Here is a 23,296-nt window from a genome sequence, read left to right as displayed (position 1 = left end):
GACGATGCCGTCAGAGCGGGTGTTAAGGTAGCGGAATTATGCGTGATCGCTACCGCTGGACCCCTTGTCGAAGTCTGGGTAGGAGGAATCGCATGTCCCGCTATCTTCTCGCCTTGGCCTCGAAATCGACGGCGTCGAACTCGGGAACCGATTGACCCCCGAGGTTACATCGCAACAGGTTCCCGAGATCTCATGACGGCGAGAGGATCGGTGTGTCTGTATCAACAGGAATCGCCGCTGCCGTGCAAGGTGGTCTGACCGCCACTGAGCTGCACAGTGATTCCGGTGTTGGTCACCGTCAGGCTGTCGGCCTTCGTATCCAGCGGCAGGGTCTGCAGGCTTTGGGTGAGCACGCCCATGATCTGGTCGACCAGCCCGCTCGGCAGGCCGCGGCTGGAGACGGTGTCGATCTGGATCGTGTGGTCGACGACCTGTGGGCGAACTTCGAAGTGGGCCAGGCCGCCGAGGACGGTCATGCTGACGGTGCCCGTGCCGGAGTTCGATGTGACGTCGGATGCCAGGCCGTGCAGCGTCTGCGCGATCGCCTGGTCGCTCCAGATGGCCTCGGCGCTCGTGCTGCCGATGTTGGCGGTTCGGCCGCTGTCCTGCAAGTGGATGTCGTTCAGGCGGGCGTGCACGGTCATATTGATGGCCGGGCCGAAATGCGCGTTGTCGGTGTCGACGGTGAGGGTGGGGATGCGGTTGTCGAGTCGCGTGAGCAGCAGCGGGCGCAGCCCGAAACCGACCGAGACATCGTCGCCCAGTTGCTGTTCGGTCTGCGCGGCGACGCAGCCTTCGACCCGGTGCCGGTAATAGATCTCGGCGGCGGCCGTGCCGGCCACGGCCACCACAACCACCACTCCGAGGATCGCGACTGCCGTGGGCAGGCGGCGTTTTCGGCGGTCGGGGCCAAGGGTGGTGGTCTGCGCGGGCTCGGGCTGGATATCGCTCATGGGCAGGCCCTTCTGTGATGTCGACTTGTTATGACGTTTTCGTCATGACTCTTGACTGAGTATATCGACGTAACTGACGATATCGTCAATATGGATTGAGCCACGTCGAAAGGACTCCCCATGCAAGCCCTGCGTCGCGTGATCCTGATACCCGCGACCCTCGCGCTCGTTGCCGCGACGGGTTCTCTGGTCGCCGGATGTAGTGGATCCAGTGATGACAGCTCGGCTCCGTCGAGCTCGGTGTCCAGTTCCGGGGCCTTGTCCTCCACCACCGCGAAGCACGCCGACGGCGATGCCGATCAGGCGACGGTGGCCGCGGACAAGGCCGGTCGATCGTGGGCGGCGGCCGCCGCGGCGACCATCACGCCGGGAACGCAGACCTATACCGAGGGCGCTGGTCAGTGCACCTCCAACTACGTGTTCACCGATGACGCCGGAAACGTCTACCTCGGGCAGGCCGCGCACTGCGCGACCACCGGGAAGTCCGACCAGACCAACGGGTGCAGCGCCGGGAGCCTCCCGGTCGGTACCGCCGTCACCTTCAACCGTCAGGGCTCGCCGATGGACCATGGTGCCACCATCGGAAGCGGACAACTCGTCTACAGCAGCTGGCTGGCCATGCAGCAGGACGGCGAGAAAGACCAAAACGTCTGCGCCTACAACGATTTCGCGCTCATCAAGATCGCCGATTCCGACCTCGCCAAGGTGAATCCGAGCCTGCCGTACTGGGGTGGTCCGGTCGGCATCAACACCGGCGGAACCGGTAACGGCGATCGCGTCTACAGCTACGGCAACTCCAGCCTGCGCGGCGGCATCGCGGGCCTGTCACCGCAGACCGGTGAAAGCCTGGCCGACGATCCCGCGACCGCTGGCTGGACACACGAGTACCACTCGCCCACCCCGGGCATCCCCGGCGACAGCGGCAGCGCGCTTCTCGACCACGACGGCCGCGCTCTCGGCACCCTCTCGACCCTGGGCGTCGCGCTGCCGATCGTCAACAACGTCGGCGACATCTCCCGTGAACTCGCTTACGCCCGAGCACATTCCGGCATCGCAGGGCTTCGCCTGGTGCTGGGAACCGAGAAGTTCGACGCCAACCGCTGACGGAAGGGATCGACGAACATGACCACGTGGACAACAGTTCGCGCGACAGCCGCTCTCGCGACCCTGACCCTGCTCGCCACCGGATGCGGTGGAAACGACGGTGGAAACGACAAACAAGCCGCCGGAACCTCGACCGCCACTGCCTCCTCCGCGCGCACCTCCAGCGATCACCTGCTGCTCAGCTCGAACGAATTCCCCACCGGGGCACTGAAGATCGAGCTACCCAAGGAGTCGGTGGTGGCGGGCTTCGGCAATTCCACCGGCGCGCCCGACAACAAGAACACCCCGGGACCGGTCACCGTAACACCCGCCGAATGCGTAGGCGCGCAACAGGATCTGGCCAACCAATTGCAACAGCTGATGCAGAACGCGTCCTTCACCGGCGCGCAGCAGGCCGACGGCACGGTGTTCACCGAGGTGATCTCCAAGACCGCCGCCGACCTCGGCAAGATCTCCGACGTCATCACCCGCTGCGGTCAGATGACGCTCACCACCGCGGTTCTGGGCAAGCAGCTCACCAACACCACGGTGACCATCGAAACGCTGCCGCTGCCCGACGGCGTGAACGGAACCGGTGCGCTGGCCTACCGCACGACCTCACAATCCCAGGTCGGTGACCAGTCGATGCCGACCAGCTCCTACACCGCTTACGCGGTCATCGACGGACTCACCGTCGCACTGCATTCGCAGAATCTGACGGGCCAGCAGGTCGACGAGTCGACGTTCGAGAATCTGTTCGGCCAAGCGGTGCAGAAGGTCCGCGACACCCTGTGACATCACCTCCCGCAACCGGGTCCGCCCCGTCCGCGCATGCCGAATGCTCCAAGCGCGTCAGGCTTTCGGCATCCCAACGGAAGGCACAGCTGCTCGATATCGCCGAGAAGTTGTTCACCGAGCGTGGCTTCGACGGCGTCACCATCGAGGACATCGCGCGCGCCGCCGCGGTGTCGCGCCCGGTGGTGTATCAGCGATACGGCTCGAAGGATGTTCGCAGGGCTGCCACCGGGCATGAACCGATGCCGGCCTGGGCTGCGGGGAGGTGTTCGGCGGGGATGTCGGTGTCTTCGAATCGGTGATTCAGTTCCGCGTTGTCGTCGAGGCTGAATACGGCGGGCGCCTGCTGTGTGCACAGGCCGTGGCCTTCGCATCGGGAACGGTCGACGGAGATTCTCATCGCGGTGTCCTTCAGGCCGGGATCAGGTGCAGGGGAAGGCGTTCGAAGCGGTGGATGATGTTGTTCACTGCCCGTTCGGGGGCTCCGGCGACTTCGATGCGGGCGACGCGGTCGGTCAGTGCCTGGAGCATGGCCTGGGTTTCCAGGCGGGCCAGGCCCTGCCCGGCGCAGCCGTGGGTGCCGTGCCCGAATCCGATCTGGCGGGAGGCGTCGCGGCGGATGTCGAAGGTGTCGGGGTCCTCCCACTCGCGTGGGTCGCGGTTGGCGGAGGAGTAGATCACCACCACCCTGGCGTCGGCCGGGATCGTGGTGCCCCCCAGCTCTGTCTGGCGAATGGCCTTGCGGGAGAACGCACGGAGCGGAGACTGGTGGCGAACCACCTCGTTCACCGCGTTGGGGATCAGACCCGGATCCGAGCGCAGCAGCTGCCACTGCTCGGGGTGGGTCGCGAACAGATGTAGGGCACTCGAGATCGCACTGATCGTGGTGTCCAGTGAGGGTGCGAGGTAATCGATCAGCAGGGCCGGGCACTCCGCCTTGGACAACGTGCCCTCTTCGGTCGCCTGCAGCACCTCCGCTCCCAGGCTCTCGGGCCGCAAGTCCGCGTCACGGGCGAGTCGGCGGGTGTAGCGCATCATCTCGATGCTCGCGGGGGAGGTGCGCAGCGTCCGGCCGTTGAGGGGACCCAGCGCGTCGAATGTCGCTGCGGCCCAACGCAGCAGATGTTCGCGGCCGTCGGCCGGCCATCCGATCAGATCCGGGACGACCGACATCGGCAAGGCGGTGGCCAGTTCGACGCCGTCGACCAAGCCGCTCGCCATCGCCGTTTCGACCGCGGCGACCGCCTGCTGGTCGACGGCGTCGCGCATCGTGCGCAGCGACTTGGGAGTCATGTGCTGCGCCAGCAGTTTCCGGCGACGGCGGTGGTCTTCGCCATCGCTGTTGAGCGTGGTCCCGCGCGAGAGACGGTTTGCCACCGGGTTGAGTGCGACACCCGCGCCCGAGATGAAGGTGTCGTCATCGCGCAGCGCGGCTTTGCATTCGGCATATCGAGGCAACGCGTAGGCGCGCTGCTTGGCCAGCCACACCACCGGACCCAGCTCTCTCAATCGCGTGTAGTGCGGGTACGGGTCGAGGATGGCCGCCCGCGAATACAGGTCGGGCTGATAGGTGGGGGTGGCAACGCGGTGACGCATCGAAACTCCTCGGACGCCGGAGACTCTCGTCCGGCGTGGCAGGTACGGCTTCGCCCGACGAGCGCGGGCGGCCTGAGTGGTGGTGGAGGTGAATCGCCTGAGCGATGACTCCGAGGCTAGCGCTGTAGCTGACTTTGAGTCAATGACTCATAATCAATTTGTGGTTCGCCCTGGCTGGGCAGCAGTATCGGAGTAGGTGGACCGTCGAAGGAAGGGGTTCCGGTGGCCGCAGCGGCAGCGCGGGGAGGTGCGACTCGCGCGGAGCGGGCAGCCGAGACCCGTCGACGTCTCATCGATGCCGCGGTCGAGCTGTTCTCCGAGCAGAGCTACGAGGATGTCGCCGTCGCCGATATCGCCAAGGCGGCCGGGGTCGCCCACGGGCTGGTCTTCCATCACTTCGGCAACAAGCGCGGCATCTATCTGGAAGCCATGCGCGAGGCGTCCAACATCCTCGTCGGTGTGCCAACCGCGGATTCCGCCCTTCCCCTCCCGCGCCGAATCCGCGCCGGATTGGCTGCTCACCTGCGCTATCTCGCCGCGCACCGCGGGTTCGCGCTGCGTTTGGTGCTGGGCGGACAGGGGTCCGACCAGGAGACCTGGGACGCATTCGAAGTGGGGCGCTGGCGGGTGATCGAGCAATGGGCTCCAGCGGTCGGACTCGATCCGGGCAACGCCGCCGTGCGGATGATGCTGCGGTCCAGCATCGGCGCGCTCGACCAGGCCACCGTCTACTGGCTGCGCAACGGCGAGCCGTTCGAGGTGGAATCGATGGTCGACTGCGTCCTCGAACTGACCCTGGCCGCTATCCACGCCGCCGCGAAGCTCGATCCCACCCTCGAGGTGACCACTGCGGTCGAGGTCATGCGCGACGCTCTCGGCGAATGGTCCTGAGCACGGCCGCTATGAGGTCAACAGGCGCGTGGCATTGGCGGTAGTCAGCGTTGCCCAATCGCTGGCTTCACCGGCATTGCGGAGGGAGTTTGCTTGTTCCCCTGCGGCTGCGGGGGAGGTGAAGCAGTAGTCGCTGCCGTACACGACTTGCTCGGTTCCGACCAGGCTTGTCAAGGCGGGGAGCTGACGCGGGAGTGGGGTACCGGCCGTGTCGTACCAGAATTTCTGAAAGGAACTCACTGCGCCTTCGCTGACCTTGTCGAGACCGGCTTGGTTACGGAAGTAGTCGACGCGGTCGGCGACGAGAGGCATCACACCCCCGCCGTGGCTGAATATCCATCGAATACGCGGAAACCGCTGCAACTGTCCCGTCGCCACGAGATCCACTGCGGTTCTGGCGCTGTCGAACAGGAACTCGACCAGTGGTGCGGGCCGGCCGAGGTTCACCACGTTCGCGTTCGGCGGCGAGGTTGGATGAACGAAGACCCGCGCCGATCTGTCATTCAGGACCGTGAGCAGAGGGGCGAGGGTGAGGTTGCCGAGGTATGTACCCGCGGCGTTGGAGAGCAGAGTCACCCCGTCGGCGTGGAGTTCATCCAGCGCTCGGACCGCCTCGGCGACCGATGCCGCGATATCCGGAAGTGGCAATGCGGCAAAATTTCCGAATCGGCCCGGGTGCTCGGCCGCTACGTGAGCGGCGAAGTCGTTGACTCGTCGAGCCAGCGCTGCCGCTGCGGCCGCGTCGCCGAAATGCACCCCGGGAGACGAGATCGACAGGACAGCTCGATCGATACCGGTGGCGTCCATCATCGCCAGGTGTGATTCGACGGACCATGACGGCCAGAACGGCATGCCATCGGGGAAGGCGATACCGGCCCGGCGAGCCTCATCGACATAAAAGTCGGGCAGGAAGTGAGAATGCAGGTCGATCAACCCGCCTGCTGCGGGAGCCTGTTCCTCCGCCTTGGCCTCGACATTGGTCCCTGTCAACGCGACAGTCGGCACCAGGCCGGCCGCGGCCAGCAGCGTTCTACGACCGATCATCTGATCTCCTGCTCGGGTTTGTGGGCCGCCTCTTGACTGACGCAATCCTCTTGGATGACGATATCGTCAGACAAGGGGTTTCGCCTCCGAATACTCCACTGCCGCAGAGGAGACATCCGCGTGCCGGAAACCGTCATGTCAGACTCGGCCCTACCGCTGCCCGGCGCCATCGATGTGCACGCGCACTTCCTCACGCCCCGGCTGCGGCAGGCGCTCGTGGCCGCCGGGCACGGCCAACCCGACGGCATGCCGGCCCTGCCCGAATGGAGCGCTACCGCAGCGCTGGAACTGATGGATCGCACCGGCGTTGCGGTCGCGCTGCTGTCGGTGTCCTCGCCGGGCGTATTGCTCGAGGATCCGCGCGCAACCCGCGAGCTCGCGCGATCGGTGAACGAGGAAGGCGCACAACTGGTTCGCGACCACCCGACCCGCTTCGGACTACTGGCCTCCGTCCCCCTGCCCGACGTCGACGCGGCGATCGCCGAGGTCGCCCACGCCTTCGACGAACTGGCCGCCGACGGTGTCGCCCTCGAAACCAACTACGGCGGAACGTATCTCGGAGATCCGGCCTTCGCACCGCTACTGGCGGAACTGGATCGCCGTCACGCCGTCGTCCACCTGCACCCCACCTCACCGGCCTGCTGGCAGCACACCAGCCTGGGCCGCCCCCGGCCCATGATCGAGTTCCTCTTCGACACCACCCGAACCGTCGCCCAACTCATCCTCGACCGCGTCACCGAGCGCTACCCGAATATTCGATTCATCGTGCCGCACACCGGCGCCGCACTGCCGGTACTGGCCGACCGCATCGCCGGCTTCGCCATGCTCGACTCGCCCGGCTCACCCGTGGACGTCCTCGCCGCACTGGGCCGAATGCATTACGACGTAGCCGGATTCGCGCTACCGCGCGCCTTGCCCGCCCTGCTGCAACTCGTCGGCCCCGACCGCCTGCTCTACGGCAGCGACTTCCCCTTCACCCCGGACTGGGCGGTGCAGGGCCTCGCCCAGGCACTCGCCGCGACCACGGTATTGAATCCCGCCGAACACCGACTCATGCTCCGCGACAACGCTTTAGAGCTGTTCCCCCGGTTGTGATCCCCGCACGCAGCCGCACCGGAAACCGCATCGTGAATACCGCCGAGGCAACTCGTTCGGAGGTTCCAGCGGATAGGCCCAAATGCCCCAGGGATGAGGAAAATCGATAATGGGGATCCGACCTGCCCTGCAGTCCGCATGCGCCGCTACCTACATGTCCGCGCGGGCTGACGAGCGACAGGAGCCACGTCCGCTCCTCGTCCTTCTGCATGGAGGCGGCTACACGCGCGAGTACTTCCAGGTCTGCGGAGCCGACCTGGTGGACCGAGCCGCAGGTGCGGGCTTTGATGTGCTGGCGGTGGACCGCCCTGGGTACGGCGCGTCACCGGCGCTCGCGCGCGGCCCAATTCATCCTCAAACATCCGCAACGCGTGCGCGGATTCGATGCCGAGCACGAGCCATCCCCTGAAAAGCGTTGGTGTGCACGGGAACTCTTTCGACCGAATGCTCGGTGGTTACCGCGGGGGAGCTTGGGTTCGAGGTGCGTCGAGCAGCGCGCCCAGGGCGGCGACCCCAACGATGATCGCCACGACGACCAACGAGGCCGACAGGCCGTCGATGAAGGCCGAGCGAACGGCCGCGGTCAATGGCTCGCCTTTCGGACCGAGCAGCGAGGCGGCCTGCAACCCTGCGGCGGCGGAGGATTCGACCGCGTGCGCGGCCGCGGGCGGCAGCTGATCCAACGAAGGGAGCGACGACTTGTAGTGGCTCGAGAACACCGAACCCATCAGGGCGATGCCGATCGCCGAGCCGACCTCACGGGTGGCGTCGTTCATGGCCGACGCGACGCCCTGCTGTTCGGCGCGCAATGATCCGACGATGACCGACGTGCCCACCGCACTGGTCATGCCCACGCCGAGCCCGGCGAGCACGAGCCCGCCGAGGAAGGGCACGTAGCCGGAGTCCACATGCAGGAAGGACAGCGCGTATATGCCGCCACCGAGTAGCAGCAGACCCACACTCATGACCGCTTTGATCCCTGCCCGATCGATCAGCCGGGGAGTCAGCACGCTGACCGGCATGACCACCAACGCGATCGGGACCAGCGCGACAGCGCTCTTCAACGCGCTGTAACCGAGGATCAGCTGCAGATACTGCAGACCGACGAAGAAGAAGCCGAATACGGCCAAGAACTGAACGAGAACGGTGGCCGCCCCGGCCCGGAAACCGGGAATGCCGAACAGTCGCGGATCGAGCAGCGCGTGCTTGTTGCGGAACCCGAGCGCCGCGTAAAGCGCCAGCGCCGCAACGGAAACAGCGAAGCTGCCCATCACTCGATGGCTGGTCCACCCGGCATCGCTGCCCTCGATGATGCCGTAGACGAGCGCGCCGATCGCGACCGCGCTCGTGTACGCGCCGAGGTGGTCGAGGGGGTGCCCCTCCTCGTCACGGGTGTTGGGCACCAGGAGCAGCGCCAGCAGCCCGCCGATCACCGCCACGACCGCGCTGGCCACGAAGATCGAACGCCAACTCCAAACCTCCAGCAGCAACCCGGCCGCGAGCATGCCGAGGATCGCCCCCGCGGCGGCGAATCCGGACCAGATCGCGACCCCGCGGTCGCGCCGCTCGGCCGGGAACACCGCGGTGATGGTTGACAATGTGCCCGGCATGATCATCGCCGCGCCGACGCCCATGACCACCCGCCAGGCGATCAGTGTGTGGGTCGAGTCGGCGAACGCGGCGGCGGCCGAACCGATCGCGAAGACCGCGGTGCCGCCGATCAAGACATCACGGCGCCCGAACCGGTCGCCGAGCGCACCGATCGGCAGCACGAACGCGGCCAGCGCGACGGTGTAGGCGTCCGCGATCCACGTCAGCGACGTGGTCGAGGCCGACAAGTCGACGGCCAGGTCGGGCATGGCCAGGTTGATCGCCGACACCGAGGCGACCACGAGCACCAGGCAGGTGCACATCGCCGTCAGAATGCCTCCGGTTCCGGCCCGCCCGGCTCGATTCCCCACCGCCGTCGGGTCGGTGCCGACCGGCGGGTTCGCCACGGATTCGCCCATGTCTCCTCCTGATCTTGTGCGTTCGAGCCGCCGGCGACCTGATCGATCGCGGGTTCGACACCAGCCGATTGATTGACGATATCGTCAATCATGAAGATGCAGTCGGTCAAGGCTTATGGCGAAGCCATCATCAATGACACTTGCCACAGTAGAGGTACGTCAATGTCGGATGTAGAGCGCAACGCCCCATGTGAACAGCACTGTTGCCCCTCGGGCTCGTCGTGGTCGCCGCGACCGAGATCTACCACCGGCAACGAAGAGGTCGCAGGTCGCGTGCCGCCGCGGCGGTCGGACGGAGTCCCGGGTATATCGGCGGATAGTCGGCAGGGCGGAACCGGTGGGATGCAGTGGGAATTCCAGTGCCATTTTGCGGCCCGAATGGTGGGAAACGAAGGGTCTCGGCCGGACGTGATGGGCAGCGTCGGGATCGTGAAATCGCAAGTCAGGATAGGAGAACCCTCAAGACCGCTAGGTCAGCGCATGATCTTGGGGGTTCTACGACATGATGAAAAGGGTTAGCCGTTCCCGCAGGTCGGCGGTTTGTGAACTGCTGAACTCAGCCCCGAGTGTGGAGGCGAGGAGGCACCACGCGGTCTCGGCCACCGTGAGTGGGACGGTCAGCGATGCGCCAGGCGATTACGGGCGTGATCGCGAGCCGTTTTTGGTGTCTTTCGGGGCGGGCGCAGCGAGAAATGTCGGTCGGGGGGCGGTGGAGGTAGTGGTGGGTGCGCTGATGATGGCGGATTCCTCGTGACTGAATAGCCGAGGCTCAGCGGTGTGTGGGTGGCTCATGGATGTGCTCCGAGTCTATTGGCGGATGTCGTTGGTGTGTTCGGATGGTCGTGCCTGGGTTGGCATTCGACCCGCGTCATGCGAAAGAGCTTCGCACCGGCCTCGGTGCGAAGCTCTTCACGAAAACTCTTCGCGCGGAATCAGATAGCGCGGCTTGGGGCCCTTCCGGCCCTGCTCCTGCGCTGGCCCGTCCTCGGCGGTCTGTCGGGTCAGCGATGCTTCTTGCTCTTGTTATCGAAGCCTTCGGTCCCGGTATGCGGGTTGGCTGGTTTGGCTTTCCGCTCCGCTCGTTTCTCCTTCAGGGACTTGCCCTGAGCCTTGGACATCTTGCTACGCGGAGATTTATCGGACAACTGGTTGGTCCTTTGTTTGGAAGCCTCGACGACTTCGTTGATTCGACCCTACGCCATATGGTCTCTGCCAGGTCCGTATCGGGGCGGACTGTTCCGCGGTCGAGGTCAGTCCGGGAGGTGGGGTGCGGCGTTCTGGTGTTGTGTGGCACCGTTTTCGTCGCCGGAGTGGGCGCGGCCGATCATGACCTCGCCGTCGCGGGCCACGAGTTGGCTTTCCGACTCGGGCATCGATTCCGACCAGCCGGTGTCGGTGAATGACACCGTTTGGTCGTTGATGGTGACGGTGCCGACGAGGTATCGGGTGACACCGGATTCGTCGCCCTGGTGCTCGCGGCCGATCAGCACGCGGTCGTCTTCGGCGACGAATCTGCCTCCGGACTCACGGATCGGGCTGCTCCATTCGCCCTGGGTGACTTTGGCGGTGACCGCGTCCTTGCCCTCGCCCAGCACCAGCCGGGCGTACCGGTATCTGGTCTTTCCGTTCTCGTCGCCTCGATGTTCGCGGCCCACGAGTACCCGGTCGGTCGGGCACTTCCACAGGCTGTCCTTTTCCCTCATCCAGTCCGACCACTGGGGATCGACCGTCGAAAGCCGTTGGTTCATATCGTCTTCTCCTTTCGATGACCGCCCGCCTCCGTGTCTTCCGTCGATAGACTGCCCACTCTGGCGCCGAACTATCAGGGTTCGATGGTGACCTTGATGGCCTCGCCGCGCTCCACGATGTCGAAGGCGTCCAGCGCCTGCGCGAGGGGCAGGCGGTGGGTGATGAGGTCGCGGACCGGCACCCGTCCGGTGGCGATGTAGTCGAGGGCGCGCCGATTGTGTTCGGGCGCTGAGCCGTTGGCCCCGTGGATGTGCAGTTGGCGGTAGTGCACCACGTTGGAGTCGCAGGTGATGGTGGGGTCGGTTTTGGGCAGGCCGCCGAAGAAGGAGATGCGGCCGTTGCGGGCGGCCATGGCGATGGCCTGCTCCTGGGTGATGTTGGCGGCGGTGGCGGTGATGATGACGTCGGCGCCGCGGCCGCCGGTCAGCTCCAGGACTCGTTGCACGGCATCGACTTCGGCGGCATTGATCACCTCGTCGGGCTGGACGGCATGCGCCGACAGCTTCAGCCGGTCGGCATTGACGTCGATGAGATAGACCGGGCCGCAGGCGTGCACGCCGCGCGCGATGCGGGTGTGCATGCAGCCGATCGGGCCCGCGCCGAAGATCACCACGGTGTCGCCCGGCTCGATCCCCAGCAATTCCTGGGCATTGATCGCGCAGGCGAACGGTTCGGCGGCCGAGGCCTCGTCGTAGCCGACCGTGTCGGGAATCCGGTTGAGGCCGTTGACCTTCAGCACCTGGGCGGGCACGATCATGTATTCGGCGAAGCCGCCGTCGTACTGGTAGCCGACCGAGGTCTGATTGCGGCACACCGCCATCCAGCCCTTGCCGCACTCGTGGCATTCCCCGCACGGCACCGCGGCGATCACCTGCGCGCGGTCGCCGACGCGCCAGTCGCCGCCGAAGCGTTCGCGCACCGCCGCGCCGACTTCCACGATCTCCCCGGCGATCTCGTGCCCGAGGGTGCGCGGCGGGGTGAGGTTCTGATGCCCGTTGTGGCGGATCTTGACGTCGGTGCCGCAGGTCGAACAGTTGCGCACCCGCAGTTTGATCTCGTCTGGGGCGCAGTCGGGTTCGGCGATCTCCTCGAGCCGGACGTCCTCGGGTGCGTAGTAGCGCAACGCCTTCATGGTCTTCCTCCCACATGTCTGGCCGGGGCCGTGCCCGTGCTGGCCGGGCCCGTGCCCTCCGCCTCACGGTAGCGCCAATCGGGCGCAAAGCCACACGTTTTCGCGCCCATTTATGCCCGATTGCTTGCGAACGTGCCCGATTCTGCGGTCTACTACTTCATGAGATGTGGCCTGAGTCACATATTCTCGATCTTGCTCAGAGGAAGTACGTCACGATGTCTATCTCTCCACCGGAGCCTCGCCTCGGCACACGGGTGCACGTGCAGCGGGCCGGTTCATTCCTGTCGAACATGGTCATGCCGAACATCGGCGCGTTCATCGCCTGGGGCCTGCTCACGGCACTGTTCGTCGAGAAGGGCTGGGTCACCTCCCTCACCGGCGATATGTTCGGCAAGCACAGCTGGGTCGCGCACATCGGCGGCTGGGGCGACTACGCGCACGGCGGCATCGTCGGCCCGACCATCACCTACCTGCTGCCCATCCTGATCGGATACACCGGCGGCAGAATCGTTTACGACACCCGCGGCGCGGTGGTCGGCGCGATCGCCACCATGGGCGTCATCGCCGGGGCCGATGTGCCGATGTTTCTGGGCGCGATGATCATGGGCCCGCTCGGCGGCTGGGTGATCAAACGGCTGGATGGCTTGTGGGAGGGCAGGATTCGTCCCGGCTTCGAGATGCTGGTCGACAACTTCTCGGCGGGCATCGCGGGCGCGATCCTCGCCACCGGCGGCTTCTTCGGTGTGGGACCGGTGGTTTCGGCGTTCAGCCGGGCGGCCAGCCATGTGGTGAACTTCCTCGTCGACCACGGGCTGCTGCCGCTCACCTCGATCTTCATCGAGCCCGCCAAGGTGCTGTTCCTCAACAACGCGGTCAACCACGGCGTGCTCACCCCGCTGGGCACCACCCAGGCCGCCCAGAACGGCAAGTCGATTCTGTTTCTGCTGGAAGCCAATCCGGGTCCGGGTCTGGGTCTGCTGATCGCGTTCTGGATGTTCGGCAAGGGCATGGCCAAGAGCTCGGCGCCCGGCGCGGCCATCATCCACTTCATCGGCGGCATCCACGAGGTCTACTTCCCGTTCGTGCTGATGAAGCCGAAGCTGATCCTGGCCACCATCGCGGGCGGCATGGTCGGCGTCTTCGTCAATGTGGTGTTCGGATCCGGCCTGCGCGCGCCCGCCGCGCCCGGGTCGATCATCTCGGTCTACGCGCAGACGGCCAGCGGCAGCTACATCGGGGTCACGCTGTCGGTGCTGGGTGCCGCGGGGGTGTCGTTCCTGGTCGCCGCCGTGCTGTTGAAGTCCGACAGGTCCTCCGGCGAACTGGATTTGGCGCAGGCCACCGCCACCATGGAGGCCATGAAGGGCAAGCGGTCGGTCGCCGCCGCGGCCCTGCTCGGCGCATCCGACGGCTCCGGGGCCGTTCCGTCCATCTCCACCATCGTCTTCGCCTGCGATGCGGGTATGGGCTCCTCGGCCATGGGGGCGTCGGTGCTGCGCAAGAAGATTCGCGATGCCGGATTCGGCGAGGTCAGCGTGGTCAACAAGGCCATCTCGAATCTCACCGACACCTACGACCTGGTGGTCACCCACCGCGATCTGACCGACCGGGCGCGCGCGAAAACCCCGTCGGCACTGCACATCTCGGTCGACGACTTCATGAACAGCCCGCAATACGCCGAGATCGTGGCGTTGTTGACCCGTGCCGACGCCGCCGGCCCGGACCCGGAATCCACTGTGGCGGAACCGGAACCGAGCATCGACGTGCTCCCGCTGGATTCGATCGTGCTGGCGGGCGCGGCGGACACCAGCGCCGACGCCATCACCGAGGCGGGTGAACTGCTGCTCGCCGCGGGCGCGGTGGACCGGTCCTACATTCCGGCCATGCACGAGCGGGAACGCCTGACCACCACCTATATGGGCAATGGGCTCGCGATCCCGCACGGCACCAACGAGGCCAAGTCCAGCATCCGCCGGGCCGGGCTGTCGCTGGTGCGCTATGCCGAGCCCATCGACTGGAACGGCAAGCCCGTGGAATTCGTCATCGGCATCGCCGGGGCGGGGGATGAGCACCGCGCGCTGCTCGGTCGGATCGCGCAGGTGTTCATCGACCAGGAGCAGGTGCGGCGCCTGCAGGCGGCGCGCACGCGAGCCGAGATCAAGCAGGTGCTGGACGCCCGCGCCTGATCGGGAAGAAATATGTTCAGTCCCGAGACAACGTGAGCGACCATCGGTTTGGAGGAACGGTATGTACGCCGAGGAGCGGCAGCAGGCCATTGCCACGCTGGTCGGGCGGCTCGGCCGGGTGTCGGTCGCCGAGCTGGCCGAGCGCTACGACGTCACCGCCGAGACCGTGCGCCGCGACCTGGCGGCGCTCGATCGCATGGGCCTGGTGCGCCGGGTGCACGGCGGCGCGATGCCCGCCGCCGCCCTCACCGCCCTGGAACTGGGCACCACCGAACGCGAGCACAGCCGCTCCCCGGAAAAGGATCGAATCGCCAAGGCGGCCTTGGAGTTCCTGCCCCCGTCGGGCGGCAGCGTGCTGTTCGACGCGGGCACCACCACCGGGCGGGTGGCGGCACTGCTGCCCGCCGACCGGGAGCTGGTCACGGTCACCAACTCGCTGCCCATCGCGACCCGGCTGTCCGGGCACCCCGGGGTGCAGGTGCATCTGCTCGGCGGGCGGGTGCGCGGATTGACGCAGGCGGCCGTCGGGCCGCAGACGCTGCACGCACTCGGTGAGCTGCGAGTGGATGTCGCCTTCATCGGCACCAACGCCCTGACCGCCGGCCACGGGCTGTCCACGCCCGACACCGACGAGGGCGCGGTGAAACACGCCATGATCGCCACCGCGCACCGCGTGGTGGTGGTCACCGACTCCAGCAAACTCGGCCGTGAGGACTTCGCCCGCTTCGCCACCCTCGACGATATCGACGTGCTGGTCACCGACGCCGAGCTCCCCGCACCACTGCGAAACGAGTTGGAACAGTTCGAGATCGACGTGGTGATCGCCTGACGGCCACCTCCGACCACTGTCCAGCGGATGCTCACGACGTGGAGTAGGAATAGCGATCGAGCACGAAGGCGTAGCTCGGATTGCCCGCGTACGAGCATTGGACGCCGAGCAGCACGTCACCGGTATCCGTGCCGTAGCAGATGAACAGGTTTCTGTTGACGAACTGACCCGGGGCGATAGGGACGTCCTCGCCGAGGTGGTCCGCGGCGAAGCATTCGTTCGCGGCGGTGGGGGCCTGGCCCGCGAAGAGGGTGACGGATACGACGGGGATGAACCCGCTTCTGCTGTCGCAGACGGGAACTCGACCGGGGACCGTGAACGCGGGATAGTGGGCCAGACACTCGACCTCGTCACCGGCGGCCGTGATGACGCATTCGACGCCCTGGTCCCGGGTCTCGAACCAGAGTATGTCGTCCGCGCTGGCGTGCGTCGGCACGCCGAGCGCGCCGCAGGCCACGGCGGCGAGGACCGCGCCGATCCGGCTTGTCGTCCTGATCATTGTCCGAGGCTATGGAGGGGCGCTTACAGCCCGGTTACAGCGCGCCGGTGGGGGCGTCGGCGCGGGATCGCGGCAAACCGGCAGACTGTGGGAATGGGTTCTGGTTCGTTGATTCGGCCGTCGGCCGCGGATTTGGCCGCGGCGCGGGACAAGACGATTCCCGATTTGATCGGGCCTGGATTGCGGGTGCTGTTCTGCGGGATCAATCCGGGTCTGTGGTCGGGGGCGACCGGATATCACTTCGCTCGCCCCGGGAATCGGTTCTGGCCCGCACTGCACCGATCCGGCTTCACACCGCGCCAACTGCTGCCCGATGAACAGCGGGAGTTGCTGGGGCTGGGGTTGGGGATCACGAACGTCGCCGCCCGCACGACCGCCAAGGCCGACGAACTGACCCCCGAGGAACTGCGTGCCGGTGGCCGCGCCCTGATCGAACGGGTCGAGCGATACCGCCCGCGAGTCCTGGCGGTCCTCGGAATCGGTGCCTACCGCACGGCTTTCGGCCGCCCACGCACCACGATCGGCCCCCAGCCCGACTCGATCGGCGACACCGAAGTCTGGGTCCTCCCCAACCCGAGCGGCCTCAACGCCCACTACACACCCGACTCTCTCGCCTCGGAATTCCGCGCCCTGCGCGAGGCGCTGGTCAGGTGAGGTTCTTCGCGGCGAGTTCGGTGAGGAAGTGGGGCATGCGGCCGGTGCTGTAGTCGTAGAAGCGGGCCCAGGTGGGGATGATCGCGATGCGGGCCATGCGGTCGTACATTTTTCGGCAGGCCTGTTCGAATTCGGCCGCGGCCTCGGGCGCCATGGATTTGCGGGCTGCGGCGAGGTATTCGTCGACCACGCCGTCGACGATGGTGATGGATGCCCGTCCGCGGACGGACAGGGCGCGGGCGCCGGGGAGGGCCAGCTCGGCGTCGATTTCGTGCTGTTTCACGAATGTTCCTTTCGCGCTGCGGTTTTCAGGCGGATGGCTGCGGTGAGGTGGTGGCGATACCGCCCAGCAGCACGTCGGCGACGTGATCGGCGTATGCGAGCGGGTCGATGTCCGGGTTGGCGTCGAGGTGCTCGAGCATGGTGTCGACCATTCCCTGGTAGGTGACCGCGAGTAGGTGCGGGTCGAGATCGGCGCGGATCTGGCCGCGCTGTTGACCGTGCTGGATGAGTGCGGCCTGCCGCGTGTGCAACTGCTTGTATTCGTAGGCGGCCAAGCCGTTTTCGGCTCCGAGGGCCTGCCATCGGCGTGCGATCCGACGCGCGGCTCGTAATTCATCGCCGTGCGTCGATGGCAGCACCGCGGCCCGGCGAATGGCCGCCCGCAAGAGGTCGGCGGTGTGCGTGTCGAGATCGACATCGGATGCCACGGCCGCTTCCAGCGTGGTCAATGCCCGACGCCCCGCGTGCAGGATCAGGTCGTCGAGATCGGTGTAGTACCGCCACAGCAGGCCCTTCGAGACGTCCGCGGCCCGGGCGACGGCCTCGGCGGTGGCCGCCGCGAGCCCGTCACGTCCGACGATCGTGACGGCGGCGACTTCCAGCTGTTCCCGCCGAGTCTCGGCGCTGAGCCGCTGACGAATCCGCGGTGCGCCGGTCACAGCCGCTCCCGCACCACGAGCCCGACGACCGCGGCCATCAGCACCGCGATACCGATCATCTCCACCCGCATCCACACCGGCACGAAATCCGGAAGCATGGCTTCGACGACATTGACGATGATCAGTACCGCCGCGATCAGCCCGACGGCACGCAATCCCCGGATGCTGCCACGGCGAGCCGAACGCAGTCGCAGCGGCAATACGATCGCGAACCCGGCGACGATCACCGCGTGCACCCACGCGTCGCGCGGCGCCTGCTGCGGCGCGAACGCCGAGAGCGCGGTGAGGACGCCCAGCGTGGCGACGGCCACCACGAGATAGATCCGCAACAGAATACCGATGCGCCTCAAATGAATTGACGATTTCACTGCCTCGTCTACCACGCCATCTACGCTAATGACTGGCCGGTCATTAAGTCAAGAGCCTCGTCCCGGTCGCGGGGCGCGGACATCGTGACGAGGGAGGGCTCGGCCGGCGCGAGGCGCTCGACCGACCGTCGGTGTAATCCGACGGTAAGGCCGATCTCCGACCGTAGGGGCATGTGGAAAGCAAGCCTGCGCGCGGTGGTTGTGCCGATGTTCGGCATCCAGGTTGCGGTCACCGGGGGAGCGGTTGCCTGGGCCGACCCGCCGCAGACCGGCCCGTACCTGTACAACATCGACTATGACCGCTGCGTCACCGACATCGGGCCTGGCGCAGTCACTCTCAGTGTGTGTGCCCCGAATGCGGCGAGTCAGCAGTGGACCATGCATCATCTGGACGGCTACGACGCCGTCAACTGGATTCAGAGCGGGAATGGCAGGTGCCTGCAGCACAATTCGAATGGCGGCGTGGTTGCCGAACCGTGCACCAATACCCCGGCGGGCTACACCGATGCCACTCAAATCTGGCTCATCGGCTATCCGGAGCAGCAGGGTGAGGACGGCTGCACACTCAGAGCGCTCACCTCACTCCATACTTCGGACATATGGGGTGGCTGGCTCGTCCCGTCCTCGGATATGCAGTCGGTCTTCGTCGGTGACCAAAGCAGTTGGGGCAGTGACGATCGCGTCGTCGACTGGCTGTTCCACTCCACGTTCTCCTGCTGAACTACCCGCCGGGTGCGTCGCCGACGCCCACCCGGCCCGCGCAGCCTGACCGCGGTCGGTCGAGTGGATCAGGTCGGGTTCACCTGGCGCAGGCGGTGATTCGTCTGGGTTGGGGTGGCGGCGGTGATTTGGGTGGGTGGGGTGAGGACCTCTTGGACGCCGGTGGTGCAGCCCTTGACGAAGCCGGACCACGCACCGGACAGGGCGCCTGTCGCGGCTCCGGTGACGATGCCCGCCGGGCCGCCGAGGACGCCGGTGAGGGCACCGGTCAAGGCGCCGACCAGGCCGGGCATGACGGCTGCGGGCAGGCCCTTCGCCACGCACGCGTCGGCCAGGACGCCGCCGAGTCGGCTGTTGTCCGCCAGCACTTGCGCGCCCTGTCGCAGGCCGCCTTCGACCCAGAGGGACAGGCTGCGGCCACCGGATTCGAGGGTGAAACGGAGGTGTCGCACCGTGCCGTCGACGAGCAGGGTGTCCGGCAGCCACTCGAGGGCGCTACCGGTCGCGTCCACCACCCCGATCATGCGTGAGGTTTCGTCCTCGATGAAGTGCCCGGCGCTCAAAGCGATGATGGCGCCGGCGTTTTCGATACCGCGGGCGAGGAAGAATCCGCCCTCGGTGAACGGCGTCGCCTGCGCGTGCGGGCTCGGCGCGATCAACCAGGCGCACCCGGCGACCATGGCGAGTGCCACGCCCGACCGAAGCACACGCGGAACCACGCAGCACTCCTCCCGGCAGCACGGACGGAATCCGGTCAAGGGCGAATCTAATCCCGTAGCGGGACAAACCCGTCGTTCCCTTCTCGACCCGAGGTCGGCCCGGCGTTTCCAGGCGGCGGGAACCGCCCCCGGCAGCTGAATTGCAGGTCGATCTGGCCGTGGGGTTCGGCGTAGCCGTCGTGGAGCATGTTCTCGGTCGGGGCCAGGTAGGCCTCGCCGGGGTGAACGGTGATTCGGGTGACCGGGTAGTGGGGGAACTCGGCCAGGAAGCGCATGCCGAGGCCGTAGCTCGGGTGGGTCGCGCCCGCGGTGATGCCGTGCTCGCGCAGCGCCTCGGCCATGACGGGCAGCGGGGTATTGACGCAGAGCAGGTAGCGGTCGTGGTCGCCGAGGTTGATCGACAGGCGATTGGGGGCTGCCGCACGGTCTTTCAGCGGGGCGTTGTACCAGCTGTCGACGTGGAGTCCGACGCGGCGGCCGTGGCTGCCGGTGGTCATGGTGGCGGCACCGGTGGGAAGGATGCCGTAGACCATGGGTGATTCGACGCCGGGTCGCGTCGGATCGGTGCGGGTGGTCGCCCAGCGGATCGCCTCGACGAACGCCAGGCGACCGGCCGGGCCGTTGATCGAGGCGTCGAGGGCCCGCTCATTGCCCGCCGCGGCGTCGGCTCGCAGTGGAGCGAACCCGTCCAGCACCGAATCCGGCACCGCGACAATGGCGATCCAGTCACCCGATAGAACCCCGGGTTTCGGTGTCCCGTAAAGGATTCCGTGCTCGTGACAGCTGGGTGGACGCCACGGCCCCCGTGGTACGACCGCGCCGTCGGCGTAGGTGGCCGCGTGCGGGGTCGCGGCGGCGGGCTCCGTGCCGGAACTGAGCCGGACGCGCGTACCCGAGCGCGAGTCGGCGGGGAACGACAGTGTCATGCCGCTGCGGAGTCCGGCATGGTCGAGGGGTGCGGCGGGCATGGTGATTCCTCGGGATCAGGCGGGGGAGTGCAGGTATCGCCATTGCGCTACGGTGTCGGGCACGCGGCCGCGCAGCTGCTCGGCGATATAGGCGATCACCGGCCGCCCGGTGCACAGCAGGGTGCCGTGGCCGTCCTCATCGCGCTCGCGGGCCTCGGTCTCGGCCATTAGGGATCCGCCGCAGGCGTCGAAGAACGGGCAGGACAGGCAGTTTCGCGCCACGCGGCGTTCGGCTGCGACGGCGCACCGCTCGAAGACGGGACCGGCCAGCATGTCGGCGATCCGGTCGGTGAAGATATTGCCGATCGACCACGCGGGGTCGCCGTAGGGTTCGCCGTAGGTGAAGCAGGAGCCGTCGGTGTTGACCAAAATCAGAGGCAGCCACTCGCGCCGGTCCCGGTAGTCCGGGCCGGGGGCGTCGGCGAGATAGTGGGCCGCGATCTGGACATAGTGGTCCAGCGGTGCGGGCGGGTGTTCGAGCACGTCTCCCGCCAGCCAGAGATCGATCAGCCGCGCCAAGGCCGAAAGTTCCTGCGCCACCGGCACTTCGAACGCGGCCGTCTGCCCGGGTTCGCCGGTGTCGAACAGCGGCAGGACCCGGAAATTGAGTCGGCGTTTCTCGAAGAACCGGAATATTCGATCCACGGCGTGAATGTTCCGCGCGGTGAGCACCGAGATGCAGCCCACCGGCACACCCGCGGCCACCAGCTCGTCGAGGTTGGCCAGCACGCGCGGCTGCGAGTCGCGCCCGGCCGCGTTCACCCGCAGGCCGCCGACCACGTCGATGGAGACGCCGACGGAATCGAAACTGTCGGTGAGCAATTCGCGGCGCTCCGGGTCGAGCATCGTCAGGTTCGTCTGGATGCTGTTGGTGGTCGCGATCCGCTCGCCGAAGATCTCCCGCTGGTCGGCCAGCGTCTGCCGGTAGAACCGCGCCGGCTGCATGAGCGGTTCGCCACCGTGCCAGATGAATTCGAGCCGGGTGCCGCTTCCGTCGCGTTCCTCGACCGCCAGCACGTGTTCGCGCAGCGCGCGATACATGGTGGCGAGCTGCGAACGGGACATGGCCGCACGGTTTCCCAGCTCCGGATACTCGTAGCAGTACTGGCATCGCAGATTGCAGAACTTGGACACCTTCACCACGATCTGCATGCTGCGGACGGTCGAATTCACCTGGGTCACACTCTCTTCAGTGAGAATCTACGGATCCACCAGCTGGACGAAGCCGGTCGGAGCCTGATGGAACGGCACGTCCTGGCCGAACGGTTGCCCCTGCCGGAACGGTCCCTCATGGAACTGGGAGAACTGGTGGAAGGGGTTCGGTACGCGCGTATCCTTTTGCACGCCATGGGCGGAGGCGAGCTCCGTCGTGGCTGTCGGGGCGAACAGGTTCTCCAGATGAGCCTGGGCCGCGGCCCCGACCACGGTGGTCTGCTCGGGAGCGACCACTGCCGCGTCGGCCGATCCGGCCAGCGAGGCGGCGATCGCCGGTGCCGCGGCCATGGTGGCGGCGATTCCGGCGAGTCGTGCGATCGCGGCCGTGCGGCGGCTGTTCGGTGGTGACATGCGGGATTCCTTTCCGATCGGGTCCCGCCACCCCCGGATGGCCCCCGTGACGTCCTCGAAAGAACGCGGCGGGACATTTCTGGATAGGGGAGGGGGTTACATCCCGGTCGCCGACTACCTTTGAGACATGGGTGAACGCGCGGTGATCATCGGCGGAGACGCGGCGGGGATGGCGGCGGCGTCGCAGGCGCGCAGGTTGAAGAGCGCGGCGGAACTCGAGCTCGTGGTGTTCGAACGGGGCCACTTCACCTCGTACTCGGCGTGCGGCATTCCGTACTGGGTGGGCGGCGCGGTCGAGGGACCCGAGGCCCTCATCGCGCGCACGCCCGCCGAACACCGCGCGCGGGACATCGATCTGCGCCTGCGCAACGAGGTCGTGGAGATCGACCTCGACGGGCAGCGGGTGCGCACCCGCGAACTCGACACCGGGCGCGAAACCTGGACCGGTTACGACAAACTCGTGATCGCCACCGGCGCGACACCGATCCGGCCCGCCCTGCCCGGCATCGACGCCGCGGGCGTGCACGGGGTGCAGACCCTCGACGACGGCCAGGCCCTCATCGACACCCTCGCGGCGAGCCCGGGACGGCGCGCGGTGGTCGTGGGCGCGGGATATATCGGCGTGGAGATGGCGGAGGCGTTGATCCAGCGCGGATTCCAGGTCACCATGATCAACCGCGCGGCCGAGCCCATGTCCACCCTCGACCCGGATATGGGCGTGCTGATCCGCAAGGCCATGCAGGGCATGGGAATTCAGGTCATCGGCAATGCCGAGCTGACGGCGGTGCGCACCGACGAGCACGGCCGGGTCGTCGCCGTCGCCACCGCCGAGGCCGAATACCCCGCCGACGTAGTGATTCTCGGCATCGGCGTGCGCCCCGCCACCGACCTGGCGCGCGCGGCCGGACTGCCGCTGGGCGAGTCCGGGGGCTTGCTCACCGATCTGGCCATGCGGGTGCGCGGGCACGAGAACATCTGGGCCGGAGGCGATTGCGTGGAGGTGCTGGACCTGGTCTCCGGGTCCGAACGCCACATTCCGCTGGGCACGCACGCCAACAAGCACGGCCAGATCATCGGTTCCGGCGTCGGCGGCGACTACGCCACCTTCCCCGGCGTGGTGGGCACCGCGGTCAGCAAGGTGTGCGATCTCGAGGTCGCCCGCACCGGCCTGCGCGAACGCGACGCGCGGTCGGTCGGTCTGCAGTTCGTCACCGTCACCATCGAATCCACCAGCCGCTCCGGCTATTTCCCCGGCACCGCGCCCATGACGGTGAAAATGCTCGCCGAACGCCGCACCGGCCGCCTGCTCGGCGTCCAGATCGTCGGCCGCGAGGGCGCGGGCAAGCGCATCGACATCGCCGCCGTGGCCCTCACCGCCCGCCTGACCGTCGACCAGATCGTGGCCCTCGACCTCGGTTACGCCCCGCCGTTCTCCCCGGTCTGGGATCCGGTCCAGGTCGCCGCCCGCAAGGCGGTCACCGCGGTCCGCAACTCCTGAC

25 protein-coding genes and 1 pseudogene are annotated in these 23,296 nt (G+C 67.0%); 11 read left to right on the top strand and 15 right to left on the bottom strand.

Translation table 11 applies throughout. The annotated features are described in order from the left end of the window. Positions 1-221: 221 nt before the first annotated feature. Positions 222-953: an LmeA family phospholipid-binding protein gene (locus VMT65_RS12995; protein WP_326308391.1), complete on the bottom strand. Its 732-nt coding sequence runs from the start codon at positions 951-953 to the stop codon at positions 222-224. Between the two features lie 120 nt (positions 954-1,073). Here VMT65_RS12995 and VMT65_RS12990 point away from each other — a divergent pair, with 120 nt between their 5' ends. The 3 genes and pseudogenes from VMT65_RS12990 to VMT65_RS38430 all read left to right on the top strand — a co-directional run. Then, positions 1,074-2,057 carry a hypothetical protein gene (locus VMT65_RS12990; protein ID WP_326308390.1) on the top strand — a complete coding sequence of 328 codons (984 nt, stop codon included), beginning with the start codon at positions 1,074-1,076 and terminating at the stop codon, positions 2,055-2,057. A gap of 18 nt (positions 2,058-2,075) precedes the next feature. Then, positions 2,076-2,831: a hypothetical protein gene (locus tag VMT65_RS12985; RefSeq protein WP_326308389.1), complete on the top strand. Its 756-nt coding sequence runs from the start codon at positions 2,076-2,078 to the stop codon at positions 2,829-2,831. Then, positions 2,828-2,986: pseudogene (locus VMT65_RS38430) on the top strand (hypothetical protein); the annotation flags it as partial. The gene VMT65_RS12985 and the pseudogene VMT65_RS38430, both read left to right, overlap by 4 nt. A gap of 35 nt (positions 2,987-3,021) precedes the next feature. Here the strand turns inward: VMT65_RS38430 and VMT65_RS12980 are convergent. Together VMT65_RS12980 and VMT65_RS12975 are read right to left on the bottom strand one after the other, a co-directional pair. Next, positions 3,022-3,231 (bottom strand): ferredoxin, encoded by a 210-nt coding sequence (locus VMT65_RS12980; protein ID WP_326308388.1) that lies wholly within the window; start codon positions 3,229-3,231, stop codon positions 3,022-3,024. Between the two features lie 11 nt (positions 3,232-3,242). Next, positions 3,243-4,427 carry a cytochrome P450 gene (locus VMT65_RS12975; RefSeq protein ID WP_326308387.1) on the bottom strand — a complete coding sequence of 395 codons (1,185 nt, stop codon included), beginning with the start codon at positions 4,425-4,427 and terminating at the stop codon, positions 3,243-3,245. 222 nt (positions 4,428-4,649) lie between these two features. Here VMT65_RS12975 and VMT65_RS12970 point away from each other — a divergent pair, with 222 nt between their 5' ends. Then, positions 4,650-5,318 (top strand): TetR/AcrR family transcriptional regulator, encoded by a 669-nt coding sequence (locus tag VMT65_RS12970; protein WP_326308386.1) that lies wholly within the window; start codon positions 4,650-4,652, stop codon positions 5,316-5,318. A gap of 9 nt (positions 5,319-5,327) precedes the next feature. On the opposite strand, the gene VMT65_RS12965 is transcribed toward VMT65_RS12970, so the two are convergent. Further along, positions 5,328-6,362, bottom strand: coding sequence for an amidohydrolase family protein (locus VMT65_RS12965; protein ID WP_326308385.1), 1,035 nt, complete (start codon positions 6,360-6,362; stop codon positions 5,328-5,330). Between the two features lie 135 nt (positions 6,363-6,497). On the opposite strand from VMT65_RS12965, the gene VMT65_RS12960 reads away from it, so the two are divergent. Together VMT65_RS12960 and VMT65_RS38425 are read left to right on the top strand one after the other, a co-directional pair. After that, a complete protein-coding gene (locus VMT65_RS12960; RefSeq protein WP_326308384.1) occupies positions 6,498-7,457 on the top strand; it encodes an amidohydrolase family protein in 960 nt (319 codons plus the stop codon). Positions 7,458-7,566: 109 nt separating this feature from the next. Continuing rightward, positions 7,567-7,866: an alpha/beta fold hydrolase gene (locus VMT65_RS38425; RefSeq protein ID WP_442790219.1), complete on the top strand. Its 300-nt coding sequence runs from the start codon at positions 7,567-7,569 to the stop codon at positions 7,864-7,866. A gap of 46 nt (positions 7,867-7,912) precedes the next feature. Here the strand turns inward: VMT65_RS38425 and VMT65_RS12955 are convergent, their stop codons facing one another. From VMT65_RS12955 to VMT65_RS12945, 3 genes are all read right to left on the bottom strand, one after another. After that, positions 7,913-9,466, bottom strand: coding sequence for an MFS transporter (locus VMT65_RS12955; protein WP_326308383.1), 1,554 nt, complete (start codon positions 9,464-9,466; stop codon positions 7,913-7,915). Between the two features lie 1,250 nt (positions 9,467-10,716). Then, complete coding sequence (locus VMT65_RS12950; protein ID WP_326308382.1) at positions 10,717-11,214, bottom strand: hypothetical protein; 498 nt, start codon at positions 11,212-11,214, stop codon at positions 10,717-10,719. A 74-nt stretch (positions 11,215-11,288) separates the two neighbouring features. After that, entirely contained in the window at positions 11,289-12,347 is a 1,059-nt protein-coding gene (locus tag VMT65_RS12945) for a zinc-dependent dehydrogenase (protein ID WP_326308381.1), read from the bottom strand. Between the two features lie 215 nt (positions 12,348-12,562). Here VMT65_RS12945 and VMT65_RS12940 point away from each other — a divergent pair, with 215 nt between their 5' ends. Both VMT65_RS12940 and VMT65_RS12935 read left to right on the top strand, forming a co-directional pair. After that, on the top strand, positions 12,563-14,533 hold the full coding sequence (locus VMT65_RS12940; RefSeq protein ID WP_326308380.1) for a PTS mannitol transporter subunit IICBA: 1,971 nt from the start codon (positions 12,563-12,565) through the stop codon (positions 14,531-14,533). Positions 14,534-14,594: 61 nt separating this feature from the next. Next, positions 14,595-15,362, top strand: coding sequence for a DeoR/GlpR family DNA-binding transcription regulator (locus VMT65_RS12935; protein ID WP_326308378.1), 768 nt, complete (start codon positions 14,595-14,597; stop codon positions 15,360-15,362). A 31-nt stretch (positions 15,363-15,393) separates the two neighbouring features. On the opposite strand, the gene VMT65_RS12930 is transcribed toward VMT65_RS12935, so the two are convergent. Continuing rightward, positions 15,394-15,861 (bottom strand): hypothetical protein, encoded by a 468-nt coding sequence (locus tag VMT65_RS12930; protein WP_326308377.1) that lies wholly within the window; start codon positions 15,859-15,861, stop codon positions 15,394-15,396. 93 nt (positions 15,862-15,954) lie between these two features. Between VMT65_RS12930 and mug the strand changes: the two genes are divergently transcribed. Then, the gene (gene mug, locus VMT65_RS12925; protein WP_326308376.1) at positions 15,955-16,515 is read left to right on the top strand and encodes a G/U mismatch-specific DNA glycosylase; all 561 of its coding nucleotides are present in this window, start codon (positions 15,955-15,957) and stop codon (positions 16,513-16,515) included. Here the strand turns inward: mug and VMT65_RS12920 are convergent. Genes VMT65_RS12920 through VMT65_RS12910 form a run of 3 tightly spaced genes read right to left on the bottom strand, consistent with a single transcriptional unit; the run spans position 16,508 to position 17,806 of the window. Further along, the gene (locus VMT65_RS12920; protein WP_326308375.1) at positions 16,508-16,798 is read right to left on the bottom strand and encodes a hypothetical protein; all 291 of its coding nucleotides are present in this window, start codon (positions 16,796-16,798) and stop codon (positions 16,508-16,510) included. The two genes, mug and VMT65_RS12920, sit on opposite strands and share 8 nt — an antisense overlap. A gap of 25 nt (positions 16,799-16,823) precedes the next feature. Then, entirely contained in the window at positions 16,824-17,456 is a 633-nt protein-coding gene (locus tag VMT65_RS12915; protein WP_326308374.1) for a TetR/AcrR family transcriptional regulator, read from the bottom strand. Next, the gene (locus tag VMT65_RS12910; protein ID WP_326308373.1) at positions 17,453-17,806 is read right to left on the bottom strand and encodes a hypothetical protein; all 354 of its coding nucleotides are present in this window, start codon (positions 17,804-17,806) and stop codon (positions 17,453-17,455) included. Before VMT65_RS12910 ends, VMT65_RS12915 begins: the two co-directional genes overlap by 4 nt. Positions 17,807-17,995: 189 nt before the next feature. Between VMT65_RS12910 and VMT65_RS12905 the strand changes: the two genes are divergently transcribed. Beyond that, positions 17,996-18,544: a hypothetical protein gene (locus VMT65_RS12905; protein WP_326308372.1), complete on the top strand. Its 549-nt coding sequence runs from the start codon at positions 17,996-17,998 to the stop codon at positions 18,542-18,544. Between the two features lie 68 nt (positions 18,545-18,612). Here VMT65_RS12905 and VMT65_RS12900 read toward each other — a convergent pair whose 3' ends face one another. From VMT65_RS12900 to VMT65_RS12885, 4 genes are read right to left on the bottom strand one after another with little or no spacing between them, the layout of a single operon-like run. Beyond that, entirely contained in the window at positions 18,613-19,263 is a 651-nt protein-coding gene (locus VMT65_RS12900) for a hypothetical protein (protein ID WP_326308371.1), read from the bottom strand. A 47-nt stretch (positions 19,264-19,310) separates the two neighbouring features. Further along, the gene (locus tag VMT65_RS12895; protein ID WP_326308370.1) at positions 19,311-20,231 is read right to left on the bottom strand and encodes a hypothetical protein; all 921 of its coding nucleotides are present in this window, start codon (positions 20,229-20,231) and stop codon (positions 19,311-19,313) included. A gap of 15 nt (positions 20,232-20,246) precedes the next feature. After that, a complete protein-coding gene (locus VMT65_RS12890) occupies positions 20,247-21,404 on the bottom strand; it encodes a radical SAM protein (RefSeq protein ID WP_326308369.1) in 1,158 nt (385 codons plus the stop codon). A 27-nt stretch (positions 21,405-21,431) separates the two neighbouring features. Beyond that, positions 21,432-21,797, bottom strand: coding sequence for a hypothetical protein (locus VMT65_RS12885; protein ID WP_326308368.1), 366 nt, complete (start codon positions 21,795-21,797; stop codon positions 21,432-21,434). Positions 21,798-21,924: 127 nt separating this feature from the next. On the opposite strand from VMT65_RS12885, the gene VMT65_RS12880 reads away from it, so the two are divergent. Then, positions 21,925-23,295: an FAD-dependent oxidoreductase gene (locus VMT65_RS12880; RefSeq protein WP_326308367.1), complete on the top strand. Its 1,371-nt coding sequence runs from the start codon at positions 21,925-21,927 to the stop codon at positions 23,293-23,295. The last annotated feature ends 1 nt before the right edge of the window (position 23,296 follow it).

It is taken from the genome of Nocardia sp. CDC153 (genome assembly GCF_035818515.1).
Classification (GTDB): Bacteria; Actinomycetota; Actinomycetes; order Mycobacteriales; family Mycobacteriaceae; genus Nocardia.
This window is presented reverse-complemented; position numbering and strand designations above follow the sequence as displayed.